The organism is Flavobacterium daemonense, assembly GCF_007341385.1.
GTDB classification, from domain to species: Bacteria; Bacteroidota; Bacteroidia; order Flavobacteriales; family Flavobacteriaceae; genus Flavobacterium; species Flavobacterium daemonense.
This window is the reverse complement of the sequence record NZ_VJYD01000005.1, coordinates 297,000-319,051: the sequence shown is the minus strand read 5'-3', so window position 1 is coordinate 319,051 and position 22,052 is coordinate 297,000. Positions and strand designations below refer to the sequence as shown.

24 protein-coding genes and 1 tRNA gene are annotated in these 22,052 nt (G+C 32.8%); 12 read left to right on the top strand and 13 right to left on the bottom strand.

The window, feature by feature from the left end; translation table 11 throughout:
• Window positions 1-9: 9 nt before the first annotated feature.
• Together FND99_RS09300 and FND99_RS09295 are read right to left on the bottom strand one after the other, a co-directional pair.
• Window positions 10-1,071 carry a hypothetical protein gene (locus tag FND99_RS09300; RefSeq protein ID WP_144337710.1) on the bottom strand — a complete coding sequence of 354 codons (1,062 nt, stop codon included), beginning with the start codon at window positions 1,069-1,071 and terminating at the stop codon, window positions 10-12.
• 191 nt (window positions 1,072-1,262) lie between these two features.
• Window positions 1,263-1,344, bottom strand: a tRNA-Leu gene (locus FND99_RS09295).
• Window positions 1,345-1,453: 109 nt separating this feature from the next.
• On the opposite strand from FND99_RS09295, the gene FND99_RS09290 reads away from it, so the two are divergent.
• From FND99_RS09290 to FND99_RS09270, 5 genes are all read left to right on the top strand, one after another.
• Window positions 1,454-2,842 carry a dipeptidase gene (locus FND99_RS09290; protein WP_144337709.1) on the top strand — a complete coding sequence of 463 codons (1,389 nt, stop codon included), beginning with the start codon at window positions 1,454-1,456 and terminating at the stop codon, window positions 2,840-2,842.
• Window positions 2,843-3,142: 300 nt separating this feature from the next.
• Window positions 3,143-3,853 (top strand): energy transducer TonB, encoded by a 711-nt coding sequence (locus FND99_RS09285; protein WP_144337708.1) that lies wholly within the window; start codon window positions 3,143-3,145, stop codon window positions 3,851-3,853.
• Between the two features lie 106 nt (window positions 3,854-3,959).
• Entirely contained in the window at window positions 3,960-4,382 is a 423-nt protein-coding gene (locus tag FND99_RS09280) for a toxin-antitoxin system YwqK family antitoxin (RefSeq protein WP_144337707.1), read from the top strand.
• A 70-nt stretch (window positions 4,383-4,452) separates the two neighbouring features.
• Window positions 4,453-4,824: a BlaI/MecI/CopY family transcriptional regulator gene (locus FND99_RS09275; protein WP_144337705.1), complete on the top strand. Its 372-nt coding sequence runs from the start codon at window positions 4,453-4,455 to the stop codon at window positions 4,822-4,824.
• Window positions 4,821-6,485, top strand: a complete 1,665-nt coding sequence (locus FND99_RS09270; RefSeq protein ID WP_144337703.1) for a M56 family metallopeptidase — start codon at window positions 4,821-4,823, stop codon at window positions 6,483-6,485. Before FND99_RS09275 ends, FND99_RS09270 begins: the two co-directional genes overlap by 4 nt.
• Before the next feature lie 214 nt (window positions 6,486-6,699).
• On the opposite strand, the gene FND99_RS09265 is transcribed toward FND99_RS09270, so the two are convergent.
• Window positions 6,700-8,064 (bottom strand): saccharopine dehydrogenase family protein, encoded by a 1,365-nt coding sequence (locus FND99_RS09265; protein WP_144337702.1) that lies wholly within the window; start codon window positions 8,062-8,064, stop codon window positions 6,700-6,702.
• Between the two features lie 191 nt (window positions 8,065-8,255).
• Here FND99_RS09265 and FND99_RS09260 point away from each other — a divergent pair, with 191 nt between their 5' ends.
• The 3 genes from FND99_RS09260 to FND99_RS09250 all read left to right on the top strand — a co-directional run bounded on the left by FND99_RS09260 (window position 8,256) and on the right by FND99_RS09250 (window position 12,186).
• Entirely contained in the window at window positions 8,256-8,642 is a 387-nt protein-coding gene (locus FND99_RS09260) for a DUF423 domain-containing protein (RefSeq protein WP_144337700.1), read from the top strand.
• Between the two features lie 300 nt (window positions 8,643-8,942).
• Window positions 8,943-10,547: a phosphoenolpyruvate carboxykinase (ATP) gene (pckA, locus tag FND99_RS09255; RefSeq protein ID WP_144337699.1), complete on the top strand. Its 1,605-nt coding sequence runs from the start codon at window positions 8,943-8,945 to the stop codon at window positions 10,545-10,547.
• Between the two features lie 538 nt (window positions 10,548-11,085).
• Window positions 11,086-12,186 carry a DUF4407 domain-containing protein gene (locus FND99_RS09250; RefSeq protein ID WP_144337698.1) on the top strand — a complete coding sequence of 367 codons (1,101 nt, stop codon included), beginning with the start codon at window positions 11,086-11,088 and terminating at the stop codon, window positions 12,184-12,186.
• Between the two features lie 140 nt (window positions 12,187-12,326).
• Here FND99_RS09250 and FND99_RS09245 read toward each other — a convergent pair whose 3' ends face one another.
• The 8 genes from FND99_RS09245 to ruvC all read right to left on the bottom strand — a co-directional run bounded on the left by FND99_RS09245 (window position 12,327) and on the right by ruvC (window position 17,399).
• The gene (locus FND99_RS09245; RefSeq protein ID WP_144337696.1) at window positions 12,327-13,037 is read right to left on the bottom strand and encodes a PH domain-containing protein; all 711 of its coding nucleotides are present in this window, start codon (window positions 13,035-13,037) and stop codon (window positions 12,327-12,329) included.
• Window positions 13,038-13,109: 72 nt separating this feature from the next.
• Entirely contained in the window at window positions 13,110-13,481 is a 372-nt protein-coding gene (locus FND99_RS09240; RefSeq protein WP_144337695.1) for an MmcQ/YjbR family DNA-binding protein, read from the bottom strand.
• A gap of 6 nt (window positions 13,482-13,487) precedes the next feature.
• The gene (locus FND99_RS09235) at window positions 13,488-13,838 is read right to left on the bottom strand and encodes a DUF4260 domain-containing protein (protein WP_144337694.1); all 351 of its coding nucleotides are present in this window, start codon (window positions 13,836-13,838) and stop codon (window positions 13,488-13,490) included.
• On the bottom strand, window positions 13,835-14,236 hold the full coding sequence (locus FND99_RS09230; RefSeq protein WP_144337693.1) for a GNAT family N-acetyltransferase: 402 nt from the start codon (window positions 14,234-14,236) through the stop codon (window positions 13,835-13,837). The genes FND99_RS09235 and FND99_RS09230 overlap by 4 nt, the downstream gene beginning before the upstream one ends.
• A 56-nt stretch (window positions 14,237-14,292) precedes the next feature.
• Window positions 14,293-15,057 carry a cyclase family protein gene (locus tag FND99_RS09225; RefSeq protein WP_144337692.1) on the bottom strand — a complete coding sequence of 255 codons (765 nt, stop codon included), beginning with the start codon at window positions 15,055-15,057 and terminating at the stop codon, window positions 14,293-14,295.
• Between the two features lie 51 nt (window positions 15,058-15,108).
• Entirely contained in the window at window positions 15,109-15,486 is a 378-nt protein-coding gene (locus FND99_RS09220) for a GxxExxY protein (protein ID WP_144337691.1), read from the bottom strand.
• Window positions 15,487-15,592: 106 nt separating this feature from the next.
• On the bottom strand, window positions 15,593-16,726 hold the full coding sequence (gene hemW, locus FND99_RS09215; RefSeq protein ID WP_144337690.1) for a radical SAM family heme chaperone HemW: 1,134 nt from the start codon (window positions 16,724-16,726) through the stop codon (window positions 15,593-15,595).
• A gap of 118 nt (window positions 16,727-16,844) precedes the next feature.
• Window positions 16,845-17,399, bottom strand: a complete 555-nt coding sequence (gene ruvC, locus FND99_RS09210) for a crossover junction endodeoxyribonuclease RuvC (protein ID WP_026726898.1) — start codon at window positions 17,397-17,399, stop codon at window positions 16,845-16,847.
• Window positions 17,400-17,509: 110 nt separating this feature from the next.
• Here ruvC and FND99_RS09205 point away from each other — a divergent pair, with 110 nt between their 5' ends.
• Window positions 17,510-18,454 carry a lysylphosphatidylglycerol synthase transmembrane domain-containing protein gene (locus tag FND99_RS09205; protein WP_144337689.1) on the top strand — a complete coding sequence of 315 codons (945 nt, stop codon included), beginning with the start codon at window positions 17,510-17,512 and terminating at the stop codon, window positions 18,452-18,454.
• Window positions 18,451-19,554 (top strand): glycosyltransferase family 2 protein, encoded by a 1,104-nt coding sequence (locus FND99_RS09200; protein WP_144337688.1) that lies wholly within the window; start codon window positions 18,451-18,453, stop codon window positions 19,552-19,554. The genes FND99_RS09205 and FND99_RS09200 overlap by 4 nt, the downstream gene beginning before the upstream one ends.
• Window positions 19,555-19,684: 130 nt before the next feature.
• Here the strand turns inward: FND99_RS09200 and FND99_RS09195 are convergent, their stop codons facing one another.
• Both FND99_RS09195 and FND99_RS09190 read right to left on the bottom strand, forming a co-directional pair.
• A complete protein-coding gene (locus FND99_RS09195; RefSeq protein ID WP_144337687.1) occupies window positions 19,685-20,170 on the bottom strand; it encodes a hypothetical protein in 486 nt (161 codons plus the stop codon).
• Window positions 20,171-20,219: 49 nt separating this feature from the next.
• Window positions 20,220-20,603: a hypothetical protein gene (locus FND99_RS09190; protein ID WP_144337686.1), complete on the bottom strand. Its 384-nt coding sequence runs from the start codon at window positions 20,601-20,603 to the stop codon at window positions 20,220-20,222.
• Window positions 20,604-20,648: 45 nt separating this feature from the next.
• Here FND99_RS09190 and FND99_RS09185 point away from each other — a divergent pair, with 45 nt between their 5' ends.
• Window positions 20,649-21,149: a DUF456 domain-containing protein gene (locus FND99_RS09185; RefSeq protein WP_144337684.1), complete on the top strand. Its 501-nt coding sequence runs from the start codon at window positions 20,649-20,651 to the stop codon at window positions 21,147-21,149.
• Window positions 21,150-21,431: 282 nt separating this feature from the next.
• Window positions 21,432-22,034: a DUF937 domain-containing protein gene (locus FND99_RS09180; protein ID WP_144337682.1), complete on the top strand. Its 603-nt coding sequence runs from the start codon at window positions 21,432-21,434 to the stop codon at window positions 22,032-22,034.
• Window positions 22,035-22,052: the final 18 nt, after the last annotated feature.

Here is a 22,052-nt window from a genome sequence, read left to right as displayed (position 1 = left end):
AAATGGTGGTCAGTTTGCTCCGGAACTGGTGATCAATTTACACTGGAAAGTGGTGGTCAATTTGACCGGTTTTTCCACATCACACTTATAATAAAAATATCCTAATTGCATAAAATCACTTACAGAGGCATTTTTTGTTAGTTTAGGAACACTATTTAATCCTTCAACAAATTTAAATTGATCATATTTAATATAGTATGTATCGGTTATACTTGTATCATATTCTATATTTTTTAAAAATCCCTTATTTTTATTGCGAAAATAAAATACGTTATTAGAATTGAGAGTTCGTAGGATGAATTCAACTTTTAACTTTTCTTTTTTATTATGATTTTTCATTTCAATGAGTCCGTCATTAATATTAAAAGAATCAAAGAACATTGTTAGGGCTTCATTGTCTGAGTCAATTGTAAAGTTTACTCTATATGTAGTATCATCACCAGTTTTAAATGGATATTGATTAAGAAAAAAGTTTGCGTGAAGTATTTTAACTTCATCAAAAAGTGTTTTAAAATATTGTTCAATTTGATCAATAAATGGTATTGTTGTGTCAATTTCAATTTCAGACACTTTTAATTGATCATCTCTGTAGTAATTAATGTTTTCTGAAACTAATTGATGAGAATATTTAAGTAATAATGAATCTTCAAGTTTGTCTGTCAGTCTCTTCCAGTGCCAGTACTCTACTTTGAAATTAAATTCTTTACTAAGCTCTAGGCATCTTTGAACTAATTCTGTGTCATTTTTAAAAGTGGTAGCAAAAATGAATTTAGAGTAAATATTATCGAGAGATTTATTATAGATTAAAAATTGTTGAAATTCATAATTTAAGTCTTTGATTAATTCTTCTCTGATTTTTTTGTCTGAAGCATTAATGAGTTTGTGTTTACATTGAATAGCAGTTTTTCTTTCTTGAGAATAAATATCAATGCCAAATTGCTTTTGACCTGATCTTCCGAATAGATCATACGAATTAGTTTTTTCAATTGAATTAAAGATATCACATACCATTTCTTCAAAAAATTTATCATCTGTAGGAGGTAATATCTGTAACGAGGATAGTGATATCATTTAGAAATAGCTTCTGGGTTTGGATTAACTATCTAAATATATAAATTTTTTTATTTTAAATTTAAAATTCAAACAGAGTAAAAGAAACAAAGTTGGAGTTAATTTCGTAAAAAGGGGTGGTTTTTAGGGGAATACTTAAAATAAAAAAGACTTAAAAAACTGTAATACAGTAATTTAAGTCTTAGCTAAAGTGCGGATAATAGGACTCGAACCTACACGCCTTGCGGCACCAGATCCTAAGTCTGGCATGTCTACCAATTTCACCATATCCGCGTAATTGTGGGTGCAAAGATAAGCATACTTTCGAATATTCAAAGAAAAATTTCAAAAAAATTATTAATTCTCTTTTTTGTACTTTTGGGTTTCTATAAAAATAATTTAAATGGAAAATATTAAGTCCTACGTTCAACAACATAAAGATCGGTTTATCAATGAATTGATCGAATTATTAAAGATTCCGTCGGTTAGTGCCGACACTGCATATTCACAAGATGTTATTGATACAGCAGAGGCTGTAAAAGAAAGTTTATCAAAAGCAGGCTGTGATTTTGTCGAAACTTGCGACACTCCAGGTTACCCAATTATCTACGGAGAGAAAATTATAGATCCAAATCTTCCAACAGTTTTAGTTTACGGTCACTATGATGTTCAGCCGCCAGATCCATTAGATTTATGGACTTCGCCGCCATTTGAGCCTGTAATCAAAACAACAGAAATTCATCCAGAAGGTGCAATCTTCGCGCGTGGCGCATGTGACGACAAAGGTCAGATGTATATGCACGTAAAAGCATTGGAATATATGGTGCAGAATAATGCTTTGCCTTGCAACGTAAAATTCATGATCGAAGGTGAGGAAGAAGTAGGTTCGGCAAGTTTGGCTTGGTTTGTAGAACGCAATCAAGAAAAACTGAAAAACGACGTTATTTTAATTTCAGATACCGGAATGATTTCAAATCAACAACCATCGATCACGACAGGTTTAAGAGGTTTGAGTTATGTTGAGGTTGAAGTTACAGGTCCAAACCGCGATTTGCATTCAGGATTGTACGGTGGAGCAGTGGCGAACCCAATTAATATTTTGGCAAAAATGATCGCTTCACTTCACGATGAAGATAATCATATAACGATTCCGGGATTCTACGATAAAGTTCAGGAATTATCTGCAGACGAAAGAGCTGAAATGGCAAAAGCGCCTTTTAGTTTAGAAAAATATAAAAATGCTTTAAATATTGCCGATGTTTATGGCGAGAAAGGTTATGTAACAAATGAGCGCAACTCAATTCGTCCAACATTAGATGTAAACGGAATCTGGGGCGGTTATACTGGCGAAGGAGCAAAAACAGTTATTGCGAGCAAAGCTTTTGCTAAAATCTCAATGCGTTTGGTTCCAAATCAGGATTGGGAGGAGATTACAGAACTTTTCTCAAAACATTTCACAAGCATTGCTCCGGCGGGAGTTACGGTAAAAGTAACGCCTCATCACGGTGGTCAAGGTTATGTAACGCCAATTGACAGCATTGGTTATCAAGCAGCAAATAAAGCGTATACAGAAACGTTTGGAGTTCCCGCAATTCCGGTTCGTTCTGGAGGAAGTATTCCAATTGTGGCTTTGTTTGAAAAAGAACTAAAAAGTAAAACGATTTTAATGGGATTTGGCTTGGACAGTGATGCAATTCACTCGCCAAATGAGCATTTCGGAATCTTTAATTACTTGAAAGGAATTGAAACGATTCCGTTGTTTTACAAGTATTTTGTGGAGCTTTCTAAATAATTTTAGATTTTAGATATCAGATTTTAGATTTTTTTTAATCTTGATTTTATATAAAATCCGTTCAGAAATGAGCGGATTTTTTTTTTTGGCGTTCCCTCCGGTCGGGCTTTCGGCTATATCTTTTATTCCGCTCCGCTTCATAAAAGGATAACGCCTCAATCCCTAACGCTTACGGATATGATGTGATATTCGGAATTTCAAGTTTAATGCTTTTTTGGCTATTTAAAATTTTAAGATCATAATTAACATATTTGAATTAAATTAGTATTTTTATCAGAAAATAACTAAAAAATACCGCATATGTCTGCAAATTTTAATTCGGTTTTAAAGTTGAAAATGATTTTGTGTTTTGCTTTTATTTTGTTTTTAACTGTCGGAACTACTGCGCAGGAAACAAAAACAAAACCCACTCCAGAGCAAATGCAAAAAATGCGAAACGACATTGAAACGTATTACGCCAATACTACTTTTAAAATTAAAGATGATAAAGGAACTGTTACAGGAGAAAAGAAATTTGCTGCTTTAACTTTGGAAGAAAAAAAGGCGCTTCAATCTGTTTTTTTTGAACACAGGAGATTATCTAAAGAAGAGATTACAGAAAAACTTAAAAAAGGCGGGCCAGCGACCGAAGAAATTATATTGTCTAAATCTGCTCCAATTAAGGAAATAAAATCCCAAGCTGGCTATTATCAAACAGCAGATTTAACCGAAAAGCCAACGTATCCTGGAGGCATGGAGGAGTTTTACAAATTTGCAGGTCAATTTTTCAAAGTGCCCTCAACGCCAACAGGAATTGTTTTAAAAGGAACCATACGCGTTACTTTTATTGTACAAAAAGATGGCTCACTAACCGATATGAAAGTCGTTAAAGATCTCGGCTACGGCACAGGTGAAGAGGCTTTGAGAGTACTCCGATTGTCCCAAAAATGGATACCGGGCAAACTAAACGGTCAAGTGGTTCCAGCTGAATTTCATCTTCCAATTTCTATTCAAGAACCTGATAAAGAATAGGTAATGTCGTAATTAGATAAATTTTTTTATCTTAAAAGTTGCACGTTTGATTTTTATCTCTACATTTGTAGAGCAATATCTATAAATGTAGAAATAAAATTTTTTTATGAAAAACCATTTTTTATTATTGTTGCTCGGATTATTGCTTTTAAGCTGCAAGAGCAAGCCAGTCAATCAAACAATTAATCATAAAAAAGAAGGAGTTTGGCTCAGTAATTATAAGCAAGACGGTACGATTTATAAATCTTATGAATATTATAAACATGATGTTCCGGTAAAAAAATGGAAATCGTATATAAACGGAAAGCTTTACAAAACAGAGAAATATAAAAACGGAATCTGCATTGTTAGAAGTTATTATGAAAACGGAAAATTAGAATCAAAAGGAAAAACAAAATTAGAATCGAATGCGGTTGAAATGCATTGGTTTTATTTTGGAGAATGGAAATTCTATTCGGATAAAGGAAAACTAACTGAAATTAAACAGTACGATAAAGGAGAATTGATCTCGGAACAAAAAATCAAATAAACAGGAGAGAAAACCTCAGACCCTTAGGTTCTTAGCAACTTAGAACCTTAAAAATATTAAAAAGAAAAAAATGCAACTATCAAACTCAGAAGAACAATTAATGGAACATCTTTGGAAGCTTGAAAAGGCTTTTATGAAAGATTTGCTTGAAGCGTATCCAGAACCAAAACCGGCGACAACAACTGTTGCAACGCTTTTGAAAAGAATGATTGACAAGAAATTTGTTGCGTACAACGAATTTGGGAATTCAAGAGAATATTATCCGCTGGTAAAAAAGACAGCTTATTTTTCAAAACACGTAAACGGATTAATCAGCAATTTTTTTAACAACTCGGTCTCGCAATTTGCTTCGTTTTTTACAACCGAAACAAATCTATCTGCTTCAGAATTAGAAGATCTTAGAAAAATAATTGACTCAGAAATTCAAAAAAAGAAAAAATGATAGACTTTCTTATAAAATCAACTGTGGCTTTAAGCGTCTTTCTTGTCTTTTATCATTTGGTATTGGAAAGGGAGAAGATGCATCAATTTAATAGATTCTATTTGCTTTTTTCGATCGCAATTTCATTAATTATTCCTTTTGTTTCATTTGAGGTGATCAAAGAAGTTCCGGTAAACTCTACAAATCAATTTGTTGTAAATCAGCCAATAATTCAGATGCAAAATGTTGTCGAGGAAACGAATTATAAATTGATTTTTTTATGGAGTTTATATGTATTAGTGACTTTAATATTGGCGCTAAGATTTGGAAAAAACATTAAAAACTTTGTGTCTAAAATAAAAAGTAACCCTTCGGTCGATTTTAAAAAGTCAAAATTGATTTTGGTAGAAGAAAAAATACTGCCACATACTTTCTTGAATTACATTTTTATTAATTCTGAAGATTACAGAAATCGAAATATTGAAGCCGAATTATACTCGCATGAATTAGTTCATGTAACGCAAAAACATACGCTTGATATTTTGTTTGTAGAGTTTTTGAAGACCATTTTTTGGTTTAATCCTATATTTTTATTTTACAAAAAAGCAATACAACTTAATCACGAATTTCTTGCCGATCAGGAAATTGTGAAAACGTATAACGATGTTCCATTTTATCAAAATCTGCTGTTGAATAAAGCAAATGGAAGTCAAACGATTTACTTGGCCAGTAATTTGAATTATTTAGTAACAAAAAAACGATTAATTATGATGAAAAAAAGAACGTCAAAAAATACAGCGTTTCTAAAGAAAATTGCTGCCTTGCCCGTTGCCATTGGTTTAATGTTTCTCTTGTGTGTAGAAACTATTGCACAGGAAACTAAAACGGATGCAGGAAATAAAAACACACAGAATGTTTCGTCTCCTGACAAATATTATGCAAATACAAACTTCGTTTTCAAAAATAAAGGCAATACTGCTTTTGCTGAAAAGAAGTACTCTGAATTAACAGAGCAGGAAAAAAAGCTTATCCCGCCCGCGCCGTCTTTGGCTAAAAAATCTCCTAATTCAAAGGAATATGAAGGTTTTAAAAACAGCGAAAATTATGCTGTTTGGATTGACGGAAAACATGTTCCGAATTCAGATTTAAATGAATATAAGGCAAGTAATTTTGTTTCTTACTTTAATAGTTTTGTGCATAAAAATGCCAGAAGTAAAAAATTTCCGCAAAGTTATCAAGTAACATTATTTACAGCCGAAGGTTATGATAAAGCGTATGGTAAAAATCAAGTACTAGATGCTGGAACCATAACAATTATGGCTAGTGAAGACTCACAAAAAAATAAAATTCAAGAAAAGCAGGAAAAAGAAATTACAGCAGTAGCAAACGAAGTCGAAAGACAGCCTGAATTTCCTGGCGGACTTACAGCATTCTATAAATTTATTGGAGCTAATTTTAAAACACCAGCAACTAAAATTGAAGGAAAAGTAATTGTAGAATTTATGATTGAAACAGACGGTTCGCTTTCAGAGTTTCAAGTAATAAAAGATTTAGGTTTTGGAGTAGGCGATGAGGCAATTCGTGTCTTAAAACTTTCTCCAAAATGGAGTCCAGGAATTCAAAGCGGACAGCCTGTTAGAGTGTTGTATACTTTGCCAATAACGATTCAATCACAAAAGTAAATTTTTTTTAGGGGCAAAGGTTCAGAGGTTCAGAGGGACAAAGGGTTTTCTTTTTTGGATTAGACGCATTGAAATGCGTCTCTACAAAAACCTCTGCACCTTTGAATCTTTGCCTCTTTGAACCTTCAAAAAAAAAATCCGCTTCTGTTGCATCATAGAAGCGGATAAAATAAACTAAAAAAAAATTCTAAAAAATAAAAATCAAAAAACTGGACTAAAACAAGTCCGGATTGTATCCAAAATAAGGTACCATTTGTTCGTTAAAAATAACGCCGTACTCTTCTAATTCCTTTAATATTGGTTCATAAACTTCCTTTTTTATCGGAAGCTGAACGCCTGGAGTTGTAATCTTTCCGTTTAAAATCAGCAATGTAGCCATTGCAACCGGAAGTCCAACTGTTTTTGCCATTGCGGTATAAGTTTGATCGTCGCCAATGCAAACCATTTTTGAGTCGATTTGTTTCTTGTCGCCGTTTAGTTCATAGCCAAATTTGTGATACATCACAATCATGTCTTTGTCCTCTGGTTCCAAAGCCCAGCTGTCGGTCAAGATTTTTTCTAAAATTTGAGCAGGAGTCGCATTTGGCAGATTCACTTTTTTATTTGGGTTGAATAAATCCAATTCCAAAAGTTTGTCCCACATAATATCGTCTTGATCAATTTTTAGGATAAATCGTGTTTTAATCTCAACAGAATCCGTTGGGTGATAAGGCAAAAACGAATTTATAAATTGGCGATAACTCATGTTTTCAGAATCTTCAATAACATAACTATCATCTGTCATTCCGAGTTGGACAAACATATTCCAAGCTTTTGAAAAACCAACTCTACGAATCGTTCCGCGATATAAAGTCAAGACATCATCAAGTCCGTAAACTGATCTGTATTTAAGTGAATCTCGGTTAGAATAGGCTTCAAATTTTCCATAACCTTCCACTTCCAGAAATTCAGTTCTGCGAAATAAAGCGCTGTACGGAATATATTTATAAGTGCCTTCCTGAATGAATTTTGCGGCACCGCCTTGACCGGCTAGAACCACATTTCGTGGCGCCCAAGTAAATTTATAATTCCATAAATTATTGTCAGATTCAGGAGCCACTAAACCACCGCAGAAAGATTCAAATAAAAGCATTTTACCGCCTTTTGACCGAATTTCATCAATTACTTTCATGGCGCTCATATGATCAATTCCTGGATCGAGGCCAATTTCATTCATAAAAATCAAATTGTTTTTTTTGGCTTCTGCGTCAAGCGCCTGCATGGCATCACTTACATAAGATGCTGTGACAAGATGTTTTTTGAATTGAAGGCAGTCTTTGGTAATTTCGATATGCAAATGTGCCGGAAGCATCGAAATTACGATTGAAGCTTTTTGAATGGCAGATTTGCGTTCTTCGGAATTAAGAATATCTAAAGCAATGGGAGTTGCATTTGGGTGTTTTTGTGTCTTTTTTTCAGCCAAAGCCAAAGATAAATCCGCTACAATCAAATGCAGTTTTTCACTTTCAGATTTTGAAAGCAAATAACGGATGAGCGATGATGCTGAACGGCCTGCGCCAAAAATTAAAATGCTTCTCATATTTTAAATATATAACACAAATATATTAAAATGTTATAATTATAACAATTGAAAATAAAATAAAATGTAATTTTTTTTCGGATTGAGTTAAAATACAGCTTTATCAACTATTGCAGTATATTTTACAAAATTGAGGCGTTTTTTTAGAATCGTAATGAGTATTTTTGTAGCGTAATTAGAAAAACAAAAACATGAAAAGAAGAATCGTTTTAACGGGGGCTTTTATAGGAATGTTGGCTATTATTTTAGGCGCTTTTGGAGCTCATTTGCTGAAAAAATATTTATCTGTTGAACAGTTGAATACTTTTGAGGTTGGAGTTCGTTATCAAATGTATCATGCTTTCTTTTTGTTTTTTATTTCAACCCGAAATGATATCGCCGAAAAAACCTTGAAAGCAATCTATAATCTAGTTGTTGGAGGTGTACTTCTTTTTAGTGGTTCGATTTATTTATTGGCTACAAAAAACTTCACGTTAGTCGATTTTAAATTTATAGGATTCGCAACTCCTCTTGGCGGATTGCTATTAATTATTGCTTGGATGACATTATTTGTTACGATTTTTAGGCAAAAATCATAAAATACCGAATAAAAAATTCTATCTAAAAATTAATATTTAATTTTGTCTCATAAATAACATATAATCGTATTTGTGTGAGTTTATTTTATTTTTTGCTAGAAACAGAAAAAAATATAACAAATTCGGCTAAAAGGTTATAAGAAAACAATTTAGAGGCTCTTATTTTTTTATTTTATTGAATTTAAAGTTCAATTTTTGCTTTTTTGACATAAATAAAAGTAAAATTGAAATATTTTTAAAGGATTTACAATAAATCTGTAATTTTGCCGTCTATCAATTATCACACACAACTTAAAATTTATGGACACTAACACACTTTTCTCGCAATCGATTTCGTTAAAAGAATTAGGAATTGAAAATGCTAAGGTTCGCTATCAATTATCCCCAGATGAATTGCATGCCATTACTTTGCAGTCAGGCCAAGGTGTCGAGAGCTCTACAGGAGCGTTGGCGATTAATACAGGTGAATTTACGGGACGTTCTCCACAAGATCGTTTTATTGTAAAAGATGCGATAACAGAAGATAAAGTTTGGTGGGGAAATGTAAATATTCCTTTTGCATCAGAAGCTTTTGAAAAATTATATAATAAGGTAACAAAGTTTTTATCAGACAAAGAAGTTTTTGTTCGTGATTCATACGTTTGTTCAGACAACAATTACAGATTAAATGTTCGTGTTGTAACAGAGACTGCTTGGTCAAATTTGTTTTGCTACAATATGTTCCTAAGACCAGAAGATTCTGAACTAGCAAATTTTACTCCAGAATGGACAGTAGTTTGTGCTCCAAGTTTTATGGCAGATCCTGCTGTTGAAGGAACGCGCCAGTCTAATTTTGCGATTTTGGATTTTACTAAAAAAATTGCTCTTATTGGCGGAACGGGTTATACAGGAGAAATGAAAAAAGGAATTTTCTCTGCGTTGAATTTCATTTTGCCAGTTTTCAAAAATACACTTCCAATGCACTGTAGTGCAAACGTTGGTAAAAATGGTGATACTGCCATTTTCTTCGGATTATCTGGAACAGGAAAAACGACTTTATCTGCAGACCCAGAACGTAAATTAATTGGTGACGACGAACACGGATGGACAAGCGAGAACACAGTTTTCAACTTTGAAGGCGGTTGTTATGCTAAAGTTATCAATTTATCTGAAGAGAATGAACCAGACATTTACAGAGCAATCAAAAAAGGTGCTCTTTTAGAAAATGTGGTTTTCAAAGCTGGAACTAACGAAGTAGATTATGATGATGTTTCGATCACTCAAAATACACGTGTAAGTTACCCAATTACACATATCGATAATATTCAGCCAGGTTCTATTGGTCATAATCCTAAAAATATATTTTTCTTGACGGCAGATTCTTTCGGAATTTTGCCTCCAATTTCAAGATTGACTCCAGGTCAGGCTGCGTACCATTTTATTTCTGGATATACTGCAAAAGTAGCTGGAACTGAAGCGGGAGTAACAGAACCACAACCAAATTTCTCTGCTTGTTTTGGAGCTCCATTTATGCCTTTGCACCCAACAAAATATGCTGAAATGTTGAGTAAAAAAATGAAAGATGCAGGAGTAAAAGTTTGGTTGATCAATACGGGATGGACCGGAGGTGCCTACGGAACTGGAAGCCGAATGAAATTGAAATTTACTCGCGCTATGATTACGGCTGCATTAAACGGAGAATTGGATAATGTAGAATTTAAAAATCACAGTGTTTTTGGAATTGCAGAACCAACATCTTGTCCAAACGTTCCTGTGGAAATCTTAGATCCTAGAAATACTTGGTCAGACAAAGATTTATACGATAAAAAAGCGTTAGAATTAGCTCAAAAATTCAAAGCTAATTTTGCCAAATTTGAAGAGTTTGCCAATGCCGAAATTATGGCTGGCGCACCGATTACAGAATAAGGGGCAATTACTAATTCAAAATTAAAAAAGCTGTTCAATTTGAACAGCTTTTTTGTTTTCATTCGCAGAAAAAAAAATAAATTAAACACTGAAAACCGCGACTGAAAACCTGAAATTTATTTTTTGCATAATTGATTGCGTTCCAGGACTAAATTCTGAGTCTAATAATAAAATCTCGTTTCTAATGCTATTTTGAGTTTCATCTTGATTGTTTTTTATCATGATGTTCAAAACACTTTTTAAAACTTATTCAATAGCACTTTCATTTTGAAAGAAAGTGAATCCAAAATATTTTACTTCAACTTTACTACTAGAGTGTTTCCTGCGAAACTAGGACTTAAATGTTATTTAAAAAGTTAAATAGAATTAATATAATGTTATGGTTTTAGTGATAAAAACTAACTTATTAATGTTTAACTAACACTTCTTTGCTAGAAATAATTTAAAGCGCAATTGAAAACAAATCAACTATTTAACTGAGAATTAAAAATTTGGCGCTAAATTTGTTTTATCAAATCACAATCAAAAATCATCAATCATGTTAAAACAATTTTTCATTCTATGTTCAGGAGTCGATCGCGATCTCTTGAAAGACTGTTCCGCGGGCGAACAAACTAAATATGTTGGTATTGGAGCCACCGTATTTTTTACCGCAGTTATGGCTTTTTTGGCCAGTGCATATGCGCTTTTTACGGTTTTCGATTCTATTTATCCCGCCTTAATTTTTGGATTTGTATGGAGTTTGCTGATTTTTAATCTTGACCGATTTATCGTTTCTACTATTAAAAAAAGAGATCGTTTTTTTGATGAATTTCTGCAAGCAACGCCGCGTATTTTATTAGCAGTGATTATTGCTATCGTAATTTCGAAACCTTTGGAAATTAAAATTTTCGAGAAAGAAATCAATACGGTTTTATTAAAAGAGAAAAATGAAATGGAATTGGCCAACAAAAAGCAGATTGGCACTTATTTCAAAACAGATTTAGATAAAAACAAAGCGGAAATCGTCGCTTTAAAAGCTGATATTGTTAAGAAAGAAAAAGAAGTAAATGCTTTATACAATACTTATATCACAGAAGCCGAAGGAACTGCTGGAACTAAAAAATTAGGAAAAGGCCCCGTGTATAAAGAGAAACGTGAAAAACACGATGCATCTTTAAAAGAATTTGAAACTTTAAAAGCCACAAACGAAGCTAAAATTGCAGAGAAAGAAAAAATAGGCAAACAGCTTGAAGCCGATTTAGATAAGAAAGTTTCTCAGACACAGCCAATTATTGAAGGTTTTGACGGATTAATGGCGCGTATAAATGCGTTGAACAAACTACCTTGGTTGCCATCATTTTTTATCATGCTGCTGTTTCTTGCAATTGAAACCTCTCCAATTATTGCCAAATTATTAGCACCAAAAGGCGAATTTGATTTTAAGCAAGAAGAAGCCGAAACGGCCATGAAAGCAACTTTGGCACAAAACAAATGCCAACGCGATTTATTAGTGAAAACAAGTGCCGAAATGCACGATAAAGTTTATGCTGATATTGCTGAGGATAAAGGTTTATTTGACCTGCAAAGAAAAAATGCAAAAGAACTACTCGAACTTCAATCGCATAAATTTGTAGAAAAACAGAAAGCGACTTTATAGAGATTTAACCGCAAAGAACGCAAGGTTTTTTCGCAAAGGTTCGCAAAGTTTTTTATAAAAAAATAAAACCCATCAGTTATGCTGATGGGTTTTTCTTTGCGAACCTTGCGGAAGTCTTAGCGACCTTTGCGGTTAAGCTATTACATATAGCTTAATATCTCTTTTTTGTAAGTATCATATTCTCCTTGCATGATCAAGCCATTGTCAAGAAGTTTTTTGTAATTCTGCAATTTATCAAAAAGCTCTTCTTTAGATAATTCGCTTAATTTGCGATCTCCAGTTGAAGGTTGTGCTGGCTGAATTGGTTCGAAAGTTTCGGTATACGTTGGCGTTGCTGGCAAAATTTCAGCAAAGCTTGTTACTTCTTCTGTTTCAACTTCTTCAACTTCTTCCTCTTCTTCTTCAAAAACAGGTTCTGCAGTTTCTTGAACTGGATTTGCTCCAGCAACTACTGGGTTTTTCAATAAATCCAATTGTTCTTTAGCGTAAGTATAAATTTTTCGAGCCTGAATTTTCGGAATATAATCAATAGAGACAGCCAAATCTGTTTTTGTCCCAAATGAAAATTCAGAACCTAAGATATTTTCTTTTACAAAAGTACTTGCAATATCATCCCAAGTATAATCTGTAAAATCCATTGAAAGGCCTAAATTTTTAGGCTTGCAAATAATGATACGTTTGTTTGTCAATACAATGCTGTCTGGAAAAACAGTAATTGCAGGTTTTTTTTGCACCGCGATATAGCCAACTTCTTCACCTTTCATCAATAAATCTGTAAGTTTAGAAGTGATTTTTTCAATCGCTTTTGGATCTTGTTCTTCGTTCAGAAATTTTTTAAATTGTTCTTTCATGATTCTTTAAATTGCTAATTTGCAAATTGATTCGGGTTTTTAAGTTTTGATCTTACCCTACAAATGTAATGCCTAATTTTTTAATTCGATAATTTCATTTTGAATTTTCTTTGTCAAACTTTTGAAAACCAATTCATACGAATGATCGATTAATTCTTTGACAAATTTGTCCGGAAGATGCCCATTCAAAGCAATCGTATTCCAATGTACTTTGCTCATATGAAATCCCGGTTTTATTTCGTCATATTCTGCTCGGAGTTCTTGTGCGCGATCGGGATCACATTTTAAATTTACCGATGGCTCATTTTTTTCCCACTGCGAAAGTGATGATAGAGCAAACATTTTTCCGCCAACTTTAAAAACCAAAGTATCTTCATCAAACGGAAAATGTTCGCTGACTCCTTTTTTTGAAAGACAATATTCGTAATACGTTTCTAGATTCATAACTGTTTATTTACCAATTTCACCTAAATGTGTGTATTTAAAACCTTTTTCATATTTCAATCCGTAACCAAAAATCCGATCCATAGCCGAATGTGAAAATAAAATAATTCCGGCTAATTGAATGCTTTCGATATTAAAATAATATCCTAGTAAATAAATTAAAACGGCAACTCCTTTATGATGGAAAATATTATAAAGAAGTGCGCCAGCTTTATTTCCAAAAGCATAACCAATCATGGACAAATCTGGAGTTAGAATCAGAACCAAAAACCACCACCATTGATATTCTAAACGGTTAAAAAGAAATATTCCGAGGATAAATAAAGCAATTTCTTCTAGTTTTAAGATTGTTTTCATTTCACTATTTTTTCCATCATCTTTTCAGGATGATTCAGTTTTGTAAATCCGAATTTCTCGTATAAAAAATGGGCGTCAGTCGTTGCCAATCGCCATATTTTGACTTTTTGTAATTGTGGTTCCTTCATCATCGCTTCGATTAAAATCGAAGAATATCCTTTTCCACGATGCTTTTCATCAATAAAAACATCCATTAGATAAGCAAAAACGACATAATCAGTTATCACGCGTGCAAAGCCAATTTGCTTGTCATATAAATAAATTCCGAAGCAAATTGAAGCATCAATTGTAGTTTGAACTTCTTCAATTGTTCGTCCCGCCGCCCAATAAATGTCTTTTAAAAAATTCTGTATAAACGGAACGTCGAGTTTGGTTTTGTCAGTTGAAACGGTTATCATTTTAATTTTAGATTTTAGAGTTCAGATTTTAGATTTGCTGTAGAATAATCTAAAATCTACAATCTAAAATCTGCAATTTTATATAATAAAGGTTTGCTTGGGCTAGCATCATTTTCAAACGAAGCAATTTGAAGATTTAGTATATAATTTCCATCTTCAATTTCGGCTGCAATATAAATCATTTCAGTAATTGTGGCATTAAATCTAGCGTCAGAGTTCAGTTTGTGCGTGTCTTTTACATTCCAAAACGCTTTATGAGCCAATAATTTTCCTTCGTCATGTTCTTTGTCAACACTTGGCAAATCGATCAATAAATGCTGAATTTCGCTTTCACGGATGAAAATCGCAGCCTCTTCAGACAAATAGGGCGGATTGGTATTCGAATATTTTCTTGATTTTTTTTCTTTTGAATTTGGAAGTGTTCTGATAATTAAAGCTTCTGTTTTGTCATTTATTAAAGTCAAAATTTGTTCTTTCGTAATGACAAAATCCTCCCCAATTTTCTCAGGTTCAACTGTAATCAATTTAGCAAAAAAGAAAAACTGTTTTAGTGATTGATTGATGCTGTAAAAATTATTCGTAATATGTCCCAAACATTCCGTGTGCGTTCCATGTCCATGCGGATTGAAGAAAATATTATTGAAATTTGTAGATGATTTTCCTTCGGAAACTTTCCCAATCCAGTCGCCAAAAACTACAGGTTCGATTACTGGCTTTTCGATATACCACGCAATTGGATTTTCGTCGGTATTGGTTAATGGAATGGATATATCAATGGGTTTTGATAAGTCAATTTCGAAGTTGTTGATTTTTGCTATCATAATTTAACCGCAAGGTTCGCTAAGGTTTACGCAAAGGTCGCTAGGATTTTATTAAAGATTGTTTACTATTCTTTTAACTCCATGTTTTAATAGTGCAACATTAAAATTTATTAATAACCCTAGTTTGCAATTTGTTAGTTTTAAGTAAGTCAATAGTTGAGCAAAATGAACTTCATTTAAACAATCGACCGCTTTTATTTCCAAAATTAATTTATTTTCTACTAAAATATCTAATCGATAACCAACATCTAATTTCACTTCTTCATAAATGAGAGGTAAAGCTTTTTGCTTTTCAATTGACAAACCAAGTTTTCTTAATTCATAAAATAGGCATTCTTCATAAGCATTTTCTAAAAGACCTGGACCTAAAGCTTGATGAACTTTCAAAGCTGAATGAAACACAATTCGGGATAAATCATTCTCTGACATAAATTAATATTTAAATTCAAATATAATATATAAGTTTTTGAAATATAAATTTATTCTTACAAAAACAAAATAGCGTCCCTTGCGTAAACCTTAGCGTGCTTTGCGGTTAAACCTCGGAATCTAAAAAAAATAAATCTGAAGCAATTCCATCCGTTAAAAATTTTCCTTTTGGAGTTGGTTTTAGAATGTTATTTTCAATTGAAAGTAAATCGTCGTTTAAGAATTTTTGAGATTGTTTTTTCAGATAATCCAGATATTCCGAACCAAATTCATTTTCAATTCTGTTTAAAGAAACACCCCAAATCGTTCGCAAACCCGTCATAATATATTCGTTATAACGATCTGAAATTGTCAGCGTTTCCGTTTCGATTGGAAGTTCGTTGTTTTGAATTGATTTTATGTAAAGCGAATTGTTTGCAATATTCCAACCTCTTTTTTCACCATCATAACTATGTGCAGATGGTCCAATTCCGATATATTTCTTGCCTAGCCAATAAGCCGAATTGTTTTTGGAGAAATAATTCTCTTTTCCAAAATTCGATAATTCGTAATGAATAAAACCGTTTTTTTGAAGCATTTCGACCAGAATCATAAAATGATTTGAAGCCACTTCATCTTGAGGTGCAGCAATTTTTCCGGTCTGAATTAATTTGCTCAAAGCCGTTTTTGGTTCAACTGTCAAAGCATAACTTGAAATATGCGGAATGCCGAAATCCAAAGCAGTCTGAATATTCTGTCTCCACATTTCATCGCTCATTCCCGGAATTCCGTAAATCAAATCCAGCGAAATATTATCGAAGTATTTTGTCGCTTCTTCAAGGCATTTTTTGGCTTCCGCCGAATTATGCGCACGATTCATCATCTTCAAATCTTCTTCATAAAAAGATTGAATTCCGATGCTTAAACGATTTATCGGACTTTTAGATAATTCCAAAATTCGTTCCGCAGATAAATCATCTGGATTTGCTTCAAGCGTAATTTCAGGATTTTCGACAACTTTATAATTTTTATAAACTTCAGAAATTAAAAAGTTTATTTCATCATTTGATAAAACAGAAGGGGTTCCGCCACCAAAATAAATAGTTTCAATTTCACCATCACTTTCGGTTTTGCGCATAGCAATTTCTTTAGCCAAAGCCAAAACCATATCGTCTTTCTTTTTCATCGAAGTAGAAAAATGAAAGTCGCAGTAATGGCAAGCCTGCTTGCAAAAAGGAATATGGATGTAGATACCGCTCATATTTAGTGTTCAGTGGTCAGGGTTTTAGTATTCAGATTTTAGTGTTCAGTGTTAAGGATTTTAGTGTTCAGCATTCAGCTTTTTTAGCACTGACCACTAAAAAACTGACCACTGAACACTACTTCTTAACTCGATCCTCGTTTTGTTTCACAAAAGCATCCCAACCGGAATAGCTTTTTCCAGCCACAACTTTTCCTGAATTAAAATGATGACAAACCGCTGCAGCCAAACCATCTGTTGAGTCAAGATTTTTTGGTAATTCTTTTAAACCCAAAAGCTGTTGTAGCATTTTGGCAACTTGTTCTTTGCTGGCATTTCCATTTCCGGTAATCGCCATTTTTATTTTTTTAGGTTCGTATTCCGTAATCGGAATGCCTCTTGAAAGTCCTGCTGCCATTGCAACACCTTGCGCGCGTCCTAATTTTAGCATCGATTGAACGTTTTTGCCAAAGAAAGGCGCTTCAATCGCGATTTCGTCAGGACAATGCGTTTCGATTAATTCGATCGTTCTTTCAAAAATGATTTTTAGTTTTTGGTAATGATTATCGTATTTGGACAATTGCAATTCGTTCAACTGCAAAAACTCCATTTTTTTATTGGTGACTTTAATCAACCCAAAACCCATAATTGTGGTTCCAGGGTCAATACCTAATATGATGCGTTCTTTTGTCAAAGTTTTTGTTTCAAGTTCGAGGTTTCAAGTTTAGAAAATTAACTCATTTTCTAATTTTCAAATTGGCACATTTCTATTGCCACATTGTCAAATTGAGTTACTTTTGCGGCATGATTTCAATTCCTCACAAAGCTAAGCAATTCCTAGTTCTTCTGGCCAAACTTTTAATTGTTGGCGGCGCATTTTATTTTATTTACAATCAGCTGGCAAACAATGACAAATTAGACTGGCAAAAGTTTATTGTTTTATTCCGAAAAAATCAGTCGGTTTTAGGGATTTCGTTTATATTGCTTTTGAGTGTTTTGAATCGGTATTTTGAAATTTTGAAATGGCAGAATCTTGCGCAGGTTATTCATAAAATCTCGGTTTATGAATCTACAAAACAAGTTTTAGCAGCTTTGACCGCCGGAATTTTCACGCCAAACGGAGTAGGAGAGTACGCAGGAAAGGCTTTGTATTATCCAAAATCGGAAGCAAAAAAAGTAGTTTTCTTAAACTTGATTTGCAACGGAATCCAGATGATTTTAACGATCATTTTTGGGATTTTCGGATTGCTGTATTTCAACGCACAATTTAATGTCATAACAACAAAAACAGTTCTGATTCTTTTTGGCGGATTTGTACTGATTCTGATTCTTTTATTTTCAATCAAAAAAATAAAAGTAAAAGGATATTCGATTGAAAAATTGATTCATAAAATCAATGAAATTCCGAAATCAGTTCATCAAAAAAATATCTTTTTAGGAATTTGCCGTTATTTGGTTTTTTCACATCAATATTACTTTTTGTTTTTAGCTTTTGATGTCGATTTGCCGTATTTGACTTTAATGGCAGCGATAACTTCGGTTTACTTTTTAGCTTCTTCTTTGCCAACATTTCAGTTTTTAGATTTTGCAGTAAAAGGAAGTGTAGCGATTTATTTCTTCGGAATTTTAGGTGTAAACGAATGGATTGTCATTTTTATAAGCACTTTAATGTGGTTTTTAAATGTTGTGTTGCCGGTAGTTTTAGGAAGTTATTTTGTACTGAATTTTAAAACCAAAACAACAGAATGATTTTTACTTTATTCTCCATATTAGCAATTTATATGTTTAGCATTTCTTTGCTTATTTATGGATTTTTTAAAGTTAAAAACTATCAAAAAAAAGATTTAAAACCACAAACGAGTTTTACGATTATTGTTCCTTTCAGAAATGAAGAAGAAAATTTGCCAATTCTCTTAGAAAGTTTTTCAAAACTAAATTATCCACAAGATTTATTTGAAGTCATTTTAGTAGATGATAATTCAAATGAAAAATTTCAATTATCAATTGTTAATTATCAATTATCAATTATTGACAACATTCGAGTTTCAAATTCCCCTAAAAAAGATGCCATTACAACTGCAATGCAACATGTAAAAACCGATTGGGTAATTACTACCGATGCAGATTGTTTGGTTCCTGAAAACTGGCTTTTGACTTTTGATAATTATATCCAAGAAAGCAAAGTTTCAATGCTTGCGGGCGCTGTTGCGTACGAATGCAGAAATTCATTTTTGGACCATTTTCAGCAATTGGATTTAACGAGTCTACAAGGTGCAACAATTGGAAGTTTCGGAATAAATAAAGGTTTTATGTGCAACGGAGCGAATTTCGCCTATAAAAAATCGTTGTTTGAAAATTTAAACGGTTTTGATGGAAATGATAAAATAGCCAGCGGTGATGATGTTTTTTTATTGCAGAAAGCCATTGAAAAATTTCCAAATGAAGTTCAGTATTTAAAAGCCAAAGAAGCAACTGTTGTTACAAAACCAACTGAAAACTGGAAAGCATTATTTTACCAAAGAGTGCGTTGGGCGGCGAAAACAAGTTCGTATAAAAGTCGTTTCGGAAAGTTGTTGGGAATACTAGTTTTCTTTGAAAATTTGAGTTTCGTTATTGGATTTTTCTTTTTATTGTTCGGAATTTGGTCGTATCCAATTTTTGTTTTGTTTGCTTTTTTTAAGTTTTTAATTGACTTTGCTTTGCTTTCAATCACTAATAAATTTTTAGCAAATACCAGAATCAAAAGTCTTTTATTGAGCAGTTTGTTGTATCCTTTTTTCAGTTCAGCAGTCGCTTTGTACAGTTTGTTTGGTTCTTATGAATGGAAAGACAGAAGGTTTGGTAAATGATAACCAGAATTTTATCATTCCGAAGAACGAGAAATCTCTGCAAGAAACTCTACAAAGTAAAGCCAATCTTTGTCGATTCAGCAACGGAGATTCCTCGTTCCTCGGAATGACAAGATTGAGATGAATCGATTTATTTTTCGTTTTTCGCCTTAATAATAACAGGCAAAATAAACTGCGTTTTTACCGGAATTCCGCGTTTTATGGCAGGATTTACTTTTGGAAAATCGACTAAACGTGCATGTAGAATACTATCGACTTTAACAGTATCATAAGCAACAGAGTCTTTTGGAAACTGAGGTTCAAATTTCATTTTCGAATTTGGGAAAACGGTAACTTTTACTTCAATTGTATCGAGTTCAGGATATAAAATAGATAAGCTGTCAACATCTAATTTTTGCTGTACAAGCTGTGCCATAACTTCAAAAAAGCATTTCTGGCGTTGTTTTTCGTCGGTAATTGTTTCGCATTCAGCAACGCTTGGATATTCGTCAACTTCTTTCCAGTTGATTGTTTTTAGCTCTTTTTGAAGTAATTCTTTTTCAGACGGAACCTTCTTCTCAAAATATTGACAAGAATTAAAACATAGAAAAACTAAAAAAATGGAAAACTGCTTCAAGATTTTGAGGTTGAGTTTACTAAAGTGATATTGTGGTATAAAAATACAATTATTTTTTTTGAGAACCTTTGTATTCTAAATAATCTTCATAGCTTTCTGAAAGCCAATCTTGTTTGCTTTGTGCAGCAACTTCCTTTTGGTCAGGATATAGAGCAGCAAGCCGATCCGAAAATGTTGCAATTTGAACGGTATAAGTATAAAATTCCGTTTTTGTAAAAAGAACTTCAGGATCTTGTTTACGATTAAAAAATTCAAGAAAAAGCGCGTCAAATTCTTTAAGTGAAAAATTTAATACTTTTTTCTTATTACTTTTATAAATGCTGTCTTGAAGAAGCAAGTCATCTATAGAAAGTTTTGGAGTCTGGGCAAATAAATTCGAATTTATCGAAAACGCCAGAAACAGGGATGCAAATATTTTCAAAAATTTTGACATAGCTTATTTTTTATTGGATCTGCAAATACAATTTACAAAAAATATATGGATTTACTATTGTTGTTGCTCGGTTTTATATGTATGATTATCGGGGTTTTAGGCAGTTTTTTGCCAATTTTGCCTGGACTATCAAGCTGTTGGGTTGGGTTGTTGTTTTTATATCTCACAAAAGCAGTCGATAACAACTATTGGGTTCTGGGTATAACATTCTTAATTACGATTATTATCACGATTTTGGATTATGTGATTCCGTCAAAAGGAACTAAAAAATTTGGCGGAAGTTCTTATGGAGTTTGGGGGACAAACATTGGATTAATAGTTGGCATTTTGGCTCCAATACCTTTTGGAGTTATCATTGGGCCATTTGTTGGTGCATTTTTAGGAGAACTTATTTACGATTCAAAAAACCATCAAAGAGCACTAAAAGCAGCAACAGGATCATTGCTCGGATTTCTCGCTTCAAGTTTCATTAATTTTATGTTTTGTATTATTTTTCTTGGTATTTTTTTGACCATCACATGGGAATATCGAAACATTTTATTTTAATTATGTAAAAGTACTCAAGATTTTTCTTACTATTTATTTGTTTTGAAAAAAAATCAAAACTTTTCAAAAAATATTTTTATTTTCTTTTGATAACAAAAGCATTATGTTTACTGGCCTTTGCGTTTTTTTTTGTTAAAGGGCTGTAATTCGGGTACGTATATTCCTAACTTATTTTTTGGAAATGTTAAAATATTTTATATTTTTATCCTGATAAACGATAAAAAGCCTCACTTTATCGATTATTTTAAACAATTATAAATAATTATTTTATAAGTTATGAGTATGACCCCAAACCTACAAATTGAACTTAGACGTTTTATTTCTTCTAATGTTGTTTCCAAGCTAAACAAGTTTTATTTCGAGAATGATGCACTTTTAATCAAGGGAATTGATGTTTCAATAGGCACAATTTTAATGGGTCTATACAACAAAGCCGAAGAATTAGGATTTTACAAAGAAGTCGTAAAATTAATTGAAGACGATTCGACATTTTATCAAGAAGTTGATTTTGCTTCAGGCCGAATTCTATCAGTCGACGACTGTTACCGCATTGAAGGAAACGCCATCCTAAAAGAAATCTTCACCAATAAAAAAGGCAGAATTTCTGAAATGATTTCAAACGAAGTCGGGATTAAAAGTGAAACTGCCCGCGAAATACTAAATTTCTCTGCCCTGCTTGTTGTCTCTTATCTTAAAAATAATATCCAGCTTTTAGACAGCCTAAAATTACTTCTTGAAGAACAAAAAAGAGAAATCCTGAACAGCATCCAGCCAGGAATTAAAATCATCTTAGGATTTACATGTTACGAAACGGTTGAAGACAAAAACCAAAACATCGGAAGATCTATTTTCACACTTTTCGGACATAACTTTTTCAGTTTCTAAAAAAAAAATCCCGTCTTA

What these genes read in the sequence shown, in the direction of transcription:
- FND99_RS09290 (WP_144337709.1), top strand. Translation starts at nt 1,454, where the DNA reads ATGGAAAATATTAAGTCCTACGTTCAACAACATAAAGATCGGTTTATC.
- FND99_RS09220 (WP_144337691.1), bottom strand. Translation starts at nt 15,486, where the DNA reads ATGTCAGAGAATGATTTATCCCGAATTGTGTTTCATTCAGCTTTGAAA.
- FND99_RS09190 (WP_144337686.1), bottom strand. Translation starts at nt 20,603, where the DNA reads ATGTCAAAATTTTTGAAAATATTTGCATCCCTGTTTCTGGCGTTTTCG.
- FND99_RS09180 (WP_144337682.1), top strand. Translation starts at nt 21,432, where the DNA reads ATGACCCCAAACCTACAAATTGAACTTAGACGTTTTATTTCTTCTAAT.
- hemW (WP_144337690.1), bottom strand. Translation starts at nt 16,726, where the DNA reads ATGAGCGGTATCTACATCCATATTCCTTTTTGCAAGCAGGCTTGCCAT.
- FND99_RS09185 (WP_144337684.1), top strand. Translation starts at nt 20,649, where the DNA reads ATGGATTTACTATTGTTGTTGCTCGGTTTTATATGTATGATTATCGGG.
- FND99_RS09280 (WP_144337707.1), top strand. Translation starts at nt 3,960, where the DNA reads ATGAAAAACCATTTTTTATTATTGTTGCTCGGATTATTGCTTTTAAGC.
- FND99_RS09260 (WP_144337700.1), top strand. Translation starts at nt 8,256, where the DNA reads ATGAAAAGAAGAATCGTTTTAACGGGGGCTTTTATAGGAATGTTGGCT.
- FND99_RS09235 (WP_144337694.1), bottom strand. Translation starts at nt 13,838, where the DNA reads ATGAAAACAATCTTAAAACTAGAAGAAATTGCTTTATTTATCCTCGGA.
- FND99_RS09200 (WP_144337688.1), top strand. Translation starts at nt 18,451, where the DNA reads ATGATTTTTACTTTATTCTCCATATTAGCAATTTATATGTTTAGCATT.
- FND99_RS09265 (WP_144337702.1), bottom strand. Translation starts at nt 8,064, where the DNA reads ATGAGAAGCATTTTAATTTTTGGCGCAGGCCGTTCAGCATCATCGCTC.
- FND99_RS09300 (WP_144337710.1), bottom strand. Translation starts at nt 1,071, where the DNA reads ATGATATCACTATCCTCGTTACAGATATTACCTCCTACAGATGATAAA.
- FND99_RS09250 (WP_144337698.1), top strand. Translation starts at nt 11,086, where the DNA reads ATGTTAAAACAATTTTTCATTCTATGTTCAGGAGTCGATCGCGATCTC.
- FND99_RS09205 (WP_144337689.1), top strand. Translation starts at nt 17,510, where the DNA reads ATGATTTCAATTCCTCACAAAGCTAAGCAATTCCTAGTTCTTCTGGCC.
- FND99_RS09225 (WP_144337692.1), bottom strand. Translation starts at nt 15,057, where the DNA reads ATGATAGCAAAAATCAACAACTTCGAAATTGACTTATCAAAACCCATT.
- FND99_RS09275 (WP_144337705.1), top strand. Translation starts at nt 4,453, where the DNA reads ATGCAACTATCAAACTCAGAAGAACAATTAATGGAACATCTTTGGAAG.
- FND99_RS09240 (WP_144337695.1), bottom strand. Translation starts at nt 13,481, where the DNA reads ATGAATCTAGAAACGTATTACGAATATTGTCTTTCAAAAAAAGGAGTC.
- FND99_RS09270 (WP_144337703.1), top strand. Translation starts at nt 4,821, where the DNA reads ATGATAGACTTTCTTATAAAATCAACTGTGGCTTTAAGCGTCTTTCTT.
- pckA (WP_144337699.1), top strand. Translation starts at nt 8,943, where the DNA reads ATGGACACTAACACACTTTTCTCGCAATCGATTTCGTTAAAAGAATTA.
- FND99_RS09230 (WP_144337693.1), bottom strand. Translation starts at nt 14,236, where the DNA reads ATGATAACCGTTTCAACTGACAAAACCAAACTCGACGTTCCGTTTATA.
- FND99_RS09245 (WP_144337696.1), bottom strand. Translation starts at nt 13,037, where the DNA reads ATGAAAGAACAATTTAAAAAATTTCTGAACGAAGAACAAGATCCAAAA.
- FND99_RS09285 (WP_144337708.1), top strand. Translation starts at nt 3,143, where the DNA reads ATGTCTGCAAATTTTAATTCGGTTTTAAAGTTGAAAATGATTTTGTGT.